This window comes from Thalassotalea atypica (assembly GCF_030295975.1).
Lineage (GTDB): Bacteria > Pseudomonadota > Gammaproteobacteria > Enterobacterales > Alteromonadaceae > Thalassotalea_F > Thalassotalea_F atypica.
In genome coordinates this window covers 2,236,186-2,248,341 of sequence record NZ_AP027364.1, presented here as the reverse complement: position 1 = coordinate 2,248,341, position 12,156 = coordinate 2,236,186, and the positions used below count along the sequence as shown (strand labels likewise).

Below are 12,156 nucleotides of genomic sequence, written 5' to 3'. Positions count from 1 at the left end.
GTCAACCGTTTAATAAATATTACTGTTGAAAATACGCTCATAGTAAAAAAAGGCAATACATAAAAACTAAAAGTCTATAAACAATAAGGAATTAAAATGGCGGTCACATCAAGTTATCCAACACAATCTCTGCACCAGAGCAACGGTAATAAAGACCATGGATTCGCGTTAACGTCTTTAACGTCGTTATTTTTTATGTGGGGCTTTATTACCTGCCTAAATGATATTTTGATCCCTCATTTAAAAGCCGTGTTTGACCTAACGTATGTTCAAGCAATGCTTATTCAGTTTTGTTTCTTTGGCGCGTACTTTTTAATGTCTATCCCTTCAGGTTTAATTGTAAAGAAAATGGGATTTCAAAAAGGTATCGTTATTGGATTAGTCATAGCTGCTGTAGGATGCTTGGGATTTTATCCTGCGGCATCAATGAATAATTACAGCGTATTTTTAATCGCTCTGTTTGTATTGGCCAGTGGTATAACGCTATTGCAAGTAGCGGCTAACCCTTTTGTAAGCTTACTTGGCGCCCCTGAAACCGCATCTTCACGTTTAACAATGACTCAAGCATTTAATTCTTTAGGCACTACGGTTGCGCCTTTTTTTGGTGCATTTTTGATTTTAGAATCAACTGCAAACGCCATGTCAGAAGCCGCCTCAAATGCGGAAGCAGTACAGCTACCTTATGTGCTGTTAGCGAGTATGCTTCTTATTTTAGCCGCGATATTTTCTTGGCTGAAACTACCCAATACAGCTGCAGATGAACCTGACGAAAATACTGAAAAAGGTTTGAATGATATTGAAGGAAGTGCATGGCAGTACCGGCACTTAGTGCTAGGCGCTGTAGGTATTTTTATGTACGTAGGGGCTGAGGTATCAATAGGCAGTTTTCTTGTTAATTTTATCGGTGAAGCTAATATCGCGGGGCTAGCTGAATCAGAAGCTGCACATTATATCCCGTATTACTGGGGCGGAGCTATGGTTGGACGCTTTATAGGCGCAGGTGTTATGCAGCGTATAGCAGCAGGTAAAGTGTTAGGGTTTAATGCCATCATGGCGGTGGTGCTGATCAGTGTCACCATTTTTAGCTCAGGACAGGTGGCGATGTGGTCAATTTTATTAGTGGGTTTGTGTAATTCAATCATGTTTCCAACCATTTTTAGTTTGGCATTAACTGGTCTAGGCAAACATACCGCACAAGGCTCAGGCATTTTATGTTTGGCTATTGTTGGCGGTGCAATTGTACCTTTATTACAGGCATATTTTGCCGATACTATGGGGGTACAATTGTCATTCTTCTTACCTATATTCTGTTATTTATTCATCGTTTACTACGGATTAAAGGGCAGTAAACCAGCGCAATGTCACGTGAACTAGCGTCTAGATGTCAAATAACACTTTAAAAATAACTACATAAAGATTAACAGCATGAATGATAAATTTACTCAAAATAGAAAATGGTTAACATCAACATTGAGCACACTCGTGTTAGCAGGTTCAACGTTAGTGCTAGCCAGTTGTGATAATACAAAACAAGTACAACAAAACAGTACAGCAACCCAAAACACTAAACTACAAGCTACAGAAGCCAACCAAAGTGCCAAAAGCATATGGCCAAAGCTCCAATTTGAAGTTAAGCAAGACCCCGTGATAGAGAAACGAGTCAATGCGATATTGGGTCAAATGACGTTAGAGCAAAAAATTGCACAGATGATCCAACCGGAAATCCGTGATATTACGGTTGAAGACATGAGAAAATATGGCTTTGGCTCGTACCTTAACGGTGGCGGTGCGTTTCCTAACAACAATAAGCATTCGACGCCTCAAGATTGGATAGCCCTAGCAGAAAGCCTTTATCAAGCATCAGTTGATGACAGTATAGACGGCAGTAATATCCCGACTATGTGGGGAACTGACGCTGTTCATGGTCACAATAATGTTATTGGCGCAACATTGTTTCCACATAATATAGGTTTGGGGGCAGCCAATAACCCCGCGCTTATCGAAAAAATAGCAGAAATTACCGCACGAGAAGTAATGGTTACAGGTATTGATTGGGTATTTGCACCTACCGTCGCTGTTGTGCGTGATGATCGGTGGGGTCGAACTTATGAGGGTTACTCTGAAGATCCAGAGATTGTAAAGAGTTACGCGGCGTCAATAGTGAAAGGACTACAAGGACATGCTGATGGTGATTTTTTAAGTGATCAACGAGTAATTAGTACCGTAAAACATTTTCTTGGCGATGGAGGAACGGTTGACGGAGATGATCAAGGGGATAATATTGCCTCGGAGCAAGAATTGTTTGATATTCATGCTCAAGGGTATGTAGGTGGTCTAACGGCTGGCTCTCAATCTGTGATGGCATCCTTTAATAGTTGGCATGGTAAGAAAAACCACGGCAGTAAGTATCTGTTAAATGATGTGTTAAAAAATAAAATGGGCTTTGACGGCTTTGTTGTGGGTGACTGGAATGGTCACGGGCAAGTTAAAGGATGTTCCAATGAGTCTTGTGCACAAGCAGTAAATGCAGGGTTAGACATATTTATGGTACCAACAGCAGCGTGGAAACCTTTATATGAAAATACTATCGCCCAAGTTCAAAGTGGCGAGATTGCATTATCCCGTATTAATGATGCCGTCAGTCGAATTCTACGGGTTAAAATTAGAGCAGGGCTGTTTGAAAAACCAAGCCCAGCACATCGCCCGTTCTCTGGTAAAACAGAGTTAATTGGTAGTGAAGCGCATCGAGCTGTTGCCCGTCAAGCAGTACGTGAATCTCTAGTGTTACTTAAAAACAAGAATAATTTGTTGCCACTGTCTCCAAAACTTAACGTGTTGGTAGCAGGCGATGGGGCAGACAATATTGGTAAGCAATCTGGCGGTTGGACTATCACTTGGCAGGGCACAGGTAATAATAACAATGATTTCCCCGATGGGAGTTCAGTGTTTGATGGTATAAATCATCAAGTAACAAAGGCTGGCGGCAAGGCAGTATTGAGCGTTGACGGTAGTTTTGAGCAAAAACCAGATGTTGCAATCGTTGTTTTTGGTGAAGATCCTTATGCTGAAGGTCACGGTGATAGAGAAAACCTATGGTATCAGCAAGGGGATAAGCACGATCTAGCGCTACTTCATTCACTAAAAAAACAAGGCATTCCAGTGGTTTCATTGTTTGTTAGTGGTCGACCAATGTGGGTTAACGCTGAGTTAAATGCGTCCGATGCATTTGCTGCAATTTGGCTGCCAGGATCTGAAGGTAATGGTGTTGCAGAGGTGTTATTTACCGACATTGATGGTCAAACCCAATATGATTTTACCGGTAAGTTGTCTTATTCATGGCCTAATTCAGCGCATCAAACCGTTATTAATAAAGGCGATAAAGACTATCAACCGCTTTTGCCTTTTGGCTTCGGATTACGTTACGGTGATAACAATGTACTTGAAGATAATTTAAGTGAACGAGTCATTATTGATGAGAGCCAAATTGGTACTCGGTCACTGTTTACTGGCGGTAAAATGCATAAACCATGGTTGATGTGGCTATTTTCGGAAAATGAAAAAATTCAAACCAGTGCCAATACCCACCAGCTAGGATCATTATCTTATAGAACTATCGATCGAGATGTGCAGGAAGATGCAATACAAATTACCCTTTCAGGTAGTGAAAAAGCAGGTGTTAGGTTTGTCAGTAAGAGTAACTTTAGAGAAGACCTACGCTCTGTTATCGAACATCAATCATCATTGAATTTCTGGATAAATTTAAAGGCTACACCGCAAGGTCAAATCAAGCTTAGCACTCACTGTGATATAGCTGAAGGTTTTGAGGATAATTGCATAGGTACAGTCGATCTCACTAAAAAGCTTAGTACGTTTGAACTCGGCAGTTGGCAAAAAGTCAATGTTGACCTTAAATGTTTTGCAGATCAAAAGATGCAATTTGCTAACACAGTAAGTCCGTTTGAGCTGTCTTCGTCGGGCAAAAACATATTTGGACTGTCAGATGTTACTATTGAGCCAAATGTGGGAAGTAATGCAGATATTTCATGTCAGTAAAGAAGCAAGGGCTACATAGGTAGCCTTTTTTAATGGAATATGAAGATGAAAACTCTAATTGGGTTACTGCCGATAATATTTGTTATTGGGGGCTGTGCAGGCTCTGAAAAGTCTGCATTACAGGTGTCGATGAATCTAGAGCAAAGAAAGGGAGATAGTGGAGACAATACAGCTCCAAGTGTGAGTGAACATTGGCAGCTCGTGTGGTCTGATGAATTTGATAGTGCGGCGTTAGATTCTGAAAAATGGAGCGTTGAAAATAATTGTTTTGGTGGCGGCAATAATGAACGTCAATGTTATACCACACGATTAGACAATGCCTTCATAGAGAATGACAAGTTAGTTATTACGGCGATCGAAGAAGACTACAGGGGACCTGCGAGTCATGATGATGCGCCTGACTACAATGTAAATATCACAAAAACTCAGCCTTATACTTCTGCGCGTTTAAGAACCTTGCATAAAGGCGAATGGCAGTATGGCCGCTTTGAGATTAAGGCCAAGTTACCGCATGGGCAAGGCACCTGGCCTGCCATCTGGATGTTACCATCACATTGGTTTTTTGGCGGTTGGGCAGGCTCTGGTGAGATAGATATAATGGAAGCGGTAAATTTAGGGGCTAAGTCTGATTTACCTGATGCGTTATCAACTGGGACTGAAACCAGAGTACATGGCACATTACATTACGGTAGAAAATACCCTGATAATATATATTCCGGTACCTATTATTTACTCGAGGATAATCAGAATCCGGCAGATGACTTCCATGTTTATGCAATTGAATGGGAGCAGGATGAAATTAGGTGGTACGTCGATGGCATTCACTATGCGACTCAAAATAAACAAGGCTGGTATACACAATACCTTAATGAACAAGGTGATTGGATCAATGGAGGACAACATGCGCCTTTTGATCAAAAATTTCATTTGTTGATCAATTTTGCAGTAGGTGGGGCTTGGCCAGAGAGCGTCAATGAAAAAGGAATAGATAATTCAGTTTTTCCTCAGCGATTCGAAATAGATTATGTTAGGGTTTACCAGTGCAGTTTGTCTCCAACCACAGGTGAAGGCTGTGCGACGGTAGGAAATAGCCCTAAACTTGTTAGAGGCCATTCGCGACCAGCTCTTTGACTAAATTTATTGTTTAGAACTACGGCATTAAGGTAATAAAACGACTAAAATTATCAGCTATTTTAGCGACATCATCAGGGGCGAACTTAACATGAGATAGCGATGCCATATCAATTGGTTTGCTTTGTTGAGCGTTATCTTCGAGGTTGTCAAATAGTGCGAGCAAATCTACTTTAAAATTTACGATTTCTTTATTTTCTTGGAATTTGCTATCCAGTGTGAATTTGACTCTGGTATAACTTTTATCAAAGCCTATGTGGTAAACCAATGGAAGTTGTTTTTTCGTTGTGGTTAATGTCCCTTCTACCAAGAGAAACTTATAGCCAACTTCCCAGTTCCATGCCATTCGGCTATTCGGATCTAAATCACCTGCAATGGTAATCGTACCATTAGCTTTAGGGTCTACTCCAATGCCGAATGAAACTGATGAAACGGACTCTTTATTCGTAATTGGTACTGTGAATTGGTAATGTGGCTCGTTACCATCAAATCGCGCTAAATGATAGCTTTCGTTCTCTCGCTCTTTTTCCGTTTGAAAGTGGAGTACAACATTGCTAATAAAGACCTGGAAATCCCTTACAGAAAATTTGCCTTCACCGCCGGGGTTTTGGTAGCTTCCTGTATTTAGTGCTAAAGGTGTATCTCCAACGTAAGGATGAAACCGCAGTGTAAGTGTTGAAGGCGTATTGTTTGAGCACCCTATGAGCATAAACATGATTGTTAAAAGGCTGATTGCTCTAACTTTGGTGATGTTAGTCATTTCGGTCTTCTTGATTAAAAGGGCTTGAAAACTGTACGTCAGTTAAAAAATCGTGATCAGTTAACGTATGTAAAAATGCAATAATAGCATCTTCTTCTTCGCTAGTTAGATTTAAGCTGATGTGGTTCATTTGAGTGCTAGGAATGTTATCGGCTTCGATAATTAAAGGGCTTAGTGTTTTACTTCGCTTAATCCCGCCATTGTAATGCCCGAGTACTTCTTTTAAGGTTTTAAAGCGCCCATCGTGCATGTAGGGCGCAGTTACCGCAATATTGCGTAGCGTTGGTGCCTTAAATAGCCCTTTATGGGCAATATTGTTGGTTGTTGCGTACAAGCCAGAGGGCAAATTATTGTCGTTATCCAAACCGTTATTACTAAAACCATCAAAAGCAGTACTGAATCCACTGGTTAAGAATTGGCTGTGACAATCAATGCAATTGCCTCCGCGTAATGATACTTTTACGTCGGGGTGAGCCATAAATAGCTTGCGACCTTTTTCCTCATTAGCTGATAAGCTAACTTCACCGCGTAAATATTTATCGTATTTTGAATTGGCTGAAATTAGCGTGCGTTGAAAATTAGCCAGCGCCTTTGCGATAGATTGTGCATTGATATCACCATAGGCCTTGTCGAATAAAGTGACATAAATAGGATCATTTACTAAATCGTCTACTAAGTCATCAAGGTTTTTGTTCATTTCATTTTTGTCTTGAATTGGTAGTAGTGCTTGGTGTTCTAGCGAGGGTGAGCGACCATCCCAAAATAACTGCCTAGGCCCCCACAGTAAATTGACCAAACTCATGGCGTTAAACGCTAAAGGTTTTGCTGATACACCTATCGAAGTTGTAAGCCCATCAGTAAAAGCCAACGATTGTTGATGACACGTAGCGCAAGAAATTTGTTTATTGCTAGAAAGAACAGGATCGTAAAATAGTCGCCTGCCGAGCTGTACTGACTCCTCCGTTAATGGGTTATCAGCGGGGATATTAAACCGGCCGTATATAAACGGTGCGGTAAATTCCAGCAAGTGCGTTGTTGGTTTTTGTTTTTCTAAAAAACTAAAGGTTGCCGCAATAATAATGAGACCGGCAACCACTAATATAATTGCTCTATACATTTTAGCTAATGGTGATGTGTAAACCCTGAGCCAAATAATGCCTCAATATTATCAATGCCTTTTTTATATCGTTCTTTAAAGTTGATTTCGCCTAAACGTTCACCAGTGTTTAAGTCGTGTACCGTCACTGAATGATGATTCAGCTTCGCGATAAAATCTGTGTCAGTTGGATCGTTATCTGCCGCATCTCCTAAATTTAACAGGTTATTTTGCACGGCAATGAGTTGACGTCCAGCGGAGTTTTTATAAAAAATCATGTGATGCGCGCCGCTTTCAGCCTTAATATCTTCCCCTGATGAAACCAAATCTGGTAGCTGATTTAAGTCATAGCGTTTTACGACTCCAGGAATCCCATGACTAATAAATAGCTCTTTTTCGTTACCATAAAACTCTAAAGGTACAGCAGTGCCTTCGGTTGCGCCGTCATAGAGTTTTATAGGCTCTCCGAAGGTTTTATCTTGTTCATTGTAGGGTATTTTCCAAGTTTCAAAACCAAACATGGTGTTAACCAAAATGGCAGGGGGGACGTTTTCTACTATGCTAGGTCTGACAAATAACACTTCAACGGGAGATGATGGAAAGCCAACAGGCGTAGCATCTTGAATAACTATTGTTTCAATCGGCTCAAAAGTATTTAAATTAATAATCGTCACGGTATTGCCGACTTCTGTCGCAATGGTGGGGTGAATAGTAGAGGCGACTACCATTCTGTCACCGTATGCAGAGATGCCGTGTGGATACATTATATACGGAGCTCCTTCAGCGACTTGAGATTTCCTTGCTTCGATGATCTTCACTACTTCATTGGTTTGAGCGTTAAAAACACCAACAGAGCCAGCATCAATATGTGACAAATCGGTGCCGCCCATAAAGGTGACAAACATATATAACTCACCGTTTACACTATGCCACATGATATCTTCACCGACATTTTGCCCTTTGGTATCAAGGCAATCAAAACTGCTAATGATTGGCGCTGCACTGGCGTTTCTGACTAATCCAATTTCAGCTAAACTGCATTCTGTACCAAGCCCTGTTGCGTATAATCTGCCATTTGGACTGTAGTACAAGTGGTGCATAGGGGCGTCGAGTTTAGGTAAAGGGTAATCGTATAGAATATCACCAAATTTTTCGGATGCTGGATCAAGTTCGATGATGGCGATGCTGTCTGTTGTATCGAGGGTAGGTAGGCCGCTTAGCAAGACAATAGCTTGCGTTTCTTCGATGTTAACTGGTTCTTTAGGCAATACCTGTGTTTCTTTTTCTGCCAGCGTTGAGTTTGTATCTGCGCTATTTTTGTTTGGTTCGCTACACCCAATAATCGCGACTAGCAATATTGGCAAAAACATTTGTTTATAAGCGTGCATAACAATATCCCTTTCCTTGGTTTGTATGTTTCGAACAATCTCATGAAAACAGAAGCATAGTTGATAAATATAAGTTAACTCTAATGTTGTACTGTTGCTCAAATACACACGGTTTATTATGTGGTTAAAGGTACTGCAAGGTTCACTTTTTACGATATTATTGCAAGTGAATCTTCTATTAGATTAGTAGAAAACCTAAGTAACTCAACTGTTATTATTACGTAGTAATACATCTACGTTTTTTTTAGGTAAGGTCATCTGCGAGTAGGACATTGATGGAAAGGCTTAGTTTATCTGAGATTGGACAGATTGTTGACGGGTAATACGTTGATTGTATTGATTCATATAAATGCTGATATTGCGATAAGTATCAACCCAGTAATGTTCCGAGTGATTAGCTAAGTACCTTAACAATTGATTATGGGCATGCTTCGATACCGACAGATGATCTCCACCAATACCGTGGAAAGTAATGTTGGCAACGACAGGCTGATCGTTATCAAGAGCTATAGTCTTGATTTTCTGAACATGGGCAATCAGTTGTTCTCCTGTAATAGCGTTAGGTACCCATACAATACCTCGTAATGGCGAGAACGATGTCACGTCTGTGTGTTTATCAATTGGTGTTTTTAAGACGTGGGTTTTCATGCCGACAAACAGGTGCTCAACAAGTGGGTAATAAGATCTACTATCGACAAATTCATCAGCACAGGGCGCAGTATAGGTGCGAAGTGTTTGCCCATCGATGGCATAAAGAAAACTATTGGTTAACTTGATATCATCTATTAGTGCTTCCATCGAAATATTATTTAAATTCTGGTGTGGCTTGACCCATCCTCTATCTGTACCTGAGCTACTGCAATAATGGTAGAGTGTATGATTACCAAGTTCGTGACCATCAATAGCGGCCTGTTGCCATTCCTTAAGCCGAGAATAAATGCTGTTTGCGTTCATGGTTAAATAAAATGAGCCATGTAATTGAAAGTGATTCAATGATGGAATGGCGTTATCAAGATGAGAATCTAATGCGTCATCGTAGGATAGGCTGACGGCAATTTTGGCCTTATTCGGCCACGTAAAATAAGGCGTGTTTACATTTCCGGAGTTGGCAAATCCGCACGTGGAAGATAAGCAAAAAGTGAGCAACAAAGAGTGTGTTTTTGACATTTTACTTATCAAGTTTACGTTAGAATTATGTTGGACAAAACTGTTCAATAAATGCTTGGTGGGGTGGTAATTGGTTTACCACGCCACTCACGTTTGATTTTATATGCGCTAAGAAGCGTTTGAGCTCTTCATCGCTCATGTTATCAACAATAGGGTGATAGCTTTCTGGAATTAACCCTTGGCCAATCATCACCTGCATCCATGAGTCATCGAATAGTTCGTTGTTCTTTCTAAATACTCGTCCCGTTTCCTTGAAGAGCTGAATACGGTGAGCAAGCTTCTCGGGTATTTCCATTTGACGACAATGATGCCAAAACGGAGAGTCATCTCTGTTATGTACTTTATAATGAAGGATGATAAAGTCGCGCGCGGTTTCCCATTCGAAACGGTTTTGTTCGTTAAACTCGTCGATATCGTTTTCACTGATGCCGTTTTGGGGAAACATGCGCAACAAGCGAACAACAGTCTGTTGTATTAAATGAATGCTGGTTGACTCTAATGGCTCAAGGAAACCACTAGAAAGGCCAATGGCAATACAGTTTTTATTCCAATGTTTTCGGCGCATGCCTGTTTTAAATTTGATTACGCGAGGCTCAGTAAGTTTATCACCCTCAATGTTACCAAGCAGTGCCGATTTTGCGTCTTCATCACTGACATATTTACTGCAGTAAACGATGCCATTGCCGACTCTGTTTTGTAGCGGTATGCGCCATTGCCAACCAAATGGATGTGCAATAGAACGAGTGTAAGCCTTAGGGGCTTCGGTTGATGTGGTTTGTACAGCAATCGCAGAATCAGATGGTAGCCAATGTGACCAGTCTTCATAACCTGTATGTAAGGCTTCTTCAATTAACAGTGCGCGTTGGCCGGTACAGTCGAGAAACAAATCCCCACTGATGTGTTCACCATTAGTCAAAACAAGTGTTTGTATGAAACCTGTTTTATCGTCTTTGACGACCTGGTCTATTTTACCTTCTACACGTTTAGTGCCCTGTTGTTCTGCTATTTTGCGGAGAAATTGACCATAACGAGTCGCGTCCATATGGTAAGCGTAATTCAATCCATTGTTTGGCAGTTGAGCGAATTTGTTATTGATCGCAGCTTCTCGCTCTAAACAGTAGTCACCAAAATCACCAGCAAAACCCTTCTCTCGACCTTTTAACCAAAAATGCTGAAAACCTGCGGCCCAGCAATCATTGCCAGTCACGCCAAAGGCATGCAGGTAATGTTCATCAATATTGCGCCAATGTTCAAAATTAATCCCTAACTTAAAAGTCCCGTGAGTCTCTTTTAAAAACTCTGCTTCGTTTATCTTGAGTAGTTGATGAAAGTACTGCAGCGTCGGAATCGTGGCTTCACCAACACCTACAGTGCCAATTTCATCCGATTCAACTAAGACGATATCTAAGTGTTTACCGATGGTCTTGGCGATCGCTGCTGCCGCCATCCAACCAGCAGTGCCGCCACCAGCAATCACGACTTTTTTAACTTGTGTATTTTTCATAGTAACCTTCGTATCTGTTACGCTAGTTAGCGATTGAGTTTATTTAATAACATGGCTCTGATTTTTCGGACTGATATTTCAGATTTTTTATCTAAGATACCCAAAGCCTCTTTCGGGATATGATCAAGTGCGGTTTCGTCTTCATTGAACACGTAAAAATCAAAAAGATGCTTCATTGCCTGTTTTTGCTGAGCAGAGAGCGAACCAATGTTCATGATGGCGTGCGTTAGTGCATCTATTGGTGCTCCAGTTGCCTTATTGCTTTCCTGCCACCAGTAGTTAATCAATACATTAAATGATTCAAGACTTTCAACATTATGCCACCATAGGCTTGGTAAAAATAACGCGTCACCGGCGGCTAACTCGGCCACTTGAGCATGTTCAAGTGCAGTTTTAAATTTTGGAAACACGTCAAAATCTGGAGCATTCAAATTAACTAAGCTGATCGGTTGTCCTGCTGGCGTAAGATCTATAGGCCCTATGTATAAATTGTCGATTTGCGATGGAGGAAATAGAGTAAAGCGCCGTCTACCCGCGATACCACACGCAAGGTTATCTGGTAAATCCTGATGCGTTGCAACTTGTGTTTGATTGCTGATCCAAATACTAACTAAGGGGGATTTAGATGCTAATGCACCGATATCATTAATCAGACGAAATTTGGGCATTAGTCTGTCAACCGAAGTTGAACCCATATAGTGTCCGTCACCATTTTTTTGAGTTATTACCGTGTTCATTGTTTCCAAAAATGTTGAGAACTCTTCGCTACGGCGCTCAAAATTAAAACCGTCAAACCGTTCATTATAAAATAGGCGTCCTGCAGCCTGCTTTGGTATTTGCCCGACACCAACTTGCATTGGCTCGCTACGCTCCGCCAAATATTGGATTGAGGACTTAGGAGATGCTTTACCAGCCTTTACTGCGGGCCAATCGTTAATGAGCCCTTTGAATAAAACTGGTTGCTCGATGCCAGTACTCAGGAACTCAGCTAATGAATCGGGTGAAACATCATTAACTTCTTTTACTGCTGGAAGCTGTTTTAACATGATCTATCTAT

Annotated in this window: 9 protein-coding genes; 3 read left to right on the top strand and 6 right to left on the bottom strand. The window is 41.0% G+C overall.

Annotation, left to right across the window (positions count from 1 at the left end):
• Window positions 1-96: 96 nt before the first annotated feature.
• Genes QUE03_RS10435 through QUE03_RS10425 form a run of 3 tightly spaced genes read left to right on the top strand, consistent with a single transcriptional unit; the run spans window position 97 to window position 5,184 of the window.
• Window positions 97-1,374, top strand: coding sequence for a sugar MFS transporter (locus QUE03_RS10435; protein ID WP_286261133.1), 1,278 nt, complete (start codon window positions 97-99; stop codon window positions 1,372-1,374).
• 51 nt (window positions 1,375-1,425) lie between these two features.
• Complete coding sequence (locus QUE03_RS10430) at window positions 1,426-4,053, top strand: glycoside hydrolase family 3 protein (protein WP_286261132.1); 2,628 nt, start codon at window positions 1,426-1,428, stop codon at window positions 4,051-4,053.
• Window positions 4,054-4,098: 45 nt separating this feature from the next.
• A complete protein-coding gene (locus QUE03_RS10425; RefSeq protein WP_286261130.1) occupies window positions 4,099-5,184 on the top strand; it encodes a glycoside hydrolase family 16 protein in 1,086 nt (361 codons plus the stop codon).
• 19 nt (window positions 5,185-5,203) lie between these two features.
• On the opposite strand, the gene QUE03_RS10420 is transcribed toward QUE03_RS10425, so the two are convergent.
• The 6 genes from QUE03_RS10420 to QUE03_RS10395 form a co-directional block, all read right to left on the bottom strand.
• Window positions 5,204-5,944, bottom strand: coding sequence for an MbnP family protein (locus tag QUE03_RS10420; RefSeq protein WP_286261128.1), 741 nt, complete (start codon window positions 5,942-5,944; stop codon window positions 5,204-5,206).
• The gene (locus tag QUE03_RS10415; protein WP_286261126.1) at window positions 5,937-7,061 is read right to left on the bottom strand and encodes a cytochrome-c peroxidase; all 1,125 of its coding nucleotides are present in this window, start codon (window positions 7,059-7,061) and stop codon (window positions 5,937-5,939) included. The genes QUE03_RS10420 and QUE03_RS10415 overlap by 8 nt, the downstream gene beginning before the upstream one ends.
• 5 nt (window positions 7,062-7,066) lie before the next feature.
• A complete protein-coding gene (locus QUE03_RS10410) occupies window positions 7,067-8,428 on the bottom strand; it encodes a hypothetical protein (RefSeq protein ID WP_286261124.1) in 1,362 nt (453 codons plus the stop codon).
• 285 nt (window positions 8,429-8,713) lie between these two features.
• A complete protein-coding gene (locus QUE03_RS10405) occupies window positions 8,714-9,595 on the bottom strand; it encodes a polysaccharide deacetylase family protein (RefSeq protein ID WP_286261122.1) in 882 nt (293 codons plus the stop codon).
• A 25-nt stretch (window positions 9,596-9,620) separates the two neighbouring features.
• Window positions 9,621-11,099, bottom strand: coding sequence for a tryptophan halogenase family protein (locus QUE03_RS10400; protein WP_286261120.1), 1,479 nt, complete (start codon window positions 11,097-11,099; stop codon window positions 9,621-9,623).
• A 26-nt stretch (window positions 11,100-11,125) separates the two neighbouring features.
• Window positions 11,126-12,145 carry a cupin-like domain-containing protein gene (locus QUE03_RS10395; RefSeq protein WP_286261119.1) on the bottom strand — a complete coding sequence of 340 codons (1,020 nt, stop codon included), beginning with the start codon at window positions 12,143-12,145 and terminating at the stop codon, window positions 11,126-11,128.
• Window positions 12,146-12,156: the final 11 nt, after the last annotated feature.

Bases quoted from the DNA above. Each gene is read 5' to 3' on its own strand.
- QUE03_RS10430 (WP_286261132.1), top strand. From the start codon at position 1,426: ATGAATGATAAATTTACTCAAAATAGAAAATGGTTAACATCAACATTG.
- QUE03_RS10405 (WP_286261122.1), bottom strand. From the start codon at position 9,595: ATGTCAAAAACACACTCTTTGTTGCTCACTTTTTGCTTATCTTCCACG.
- QUE03_RS10400 (WP_286261120.1), bottom strand. From the start codon at position 11,099: ATGAAAAATACACAAGTTAAAAAAGTCGTGATTGCTGGTGGCGGCACT.
- QUE03_RS10395 (WP_286261119.1), bottom strand. From the start codon at position 12,145: ATGTTAAAACAGCTTCCAGCAGTAAAAGAAGTTAATGATGTTTCACCC.
- QUE03_RS10410 (WP_286261124.1), bottom strand. From the start codon at position 8,428: ATGCACGCTTATAAACAAATGTTTTTGCCAATATTGCTAGTCGCGATT.
- QUE03_RS10415 (WP_286261126.1), bottom strand. From the start codon at position 7,061: ATGTATAGAGCAATTATATTAGTGGTTGCCGGTCTCATTATTATTGCG.
- QUE03_RS10420 (WP_286261128.1), bottom strand. From the start codon at position 5,944: ATGACTAACATCACCAAAGTTAGAGCAATCAGCCTTTTAACAATCATG.
- QUE03_RS10435 (WP_286261133.1), top strand. From the start codon at position 97: ATGGCGGTCACATCAAGTTATCCAACACAATCTCTGCACCAGAGCAAC.
- QUE03_RS10425 (WP_286261130.1), top strand. From the start codon at position 4,099: ATGAAAACTCTAATTGGGTTACTGCCGATAATATTTGTTATTGGGGGC.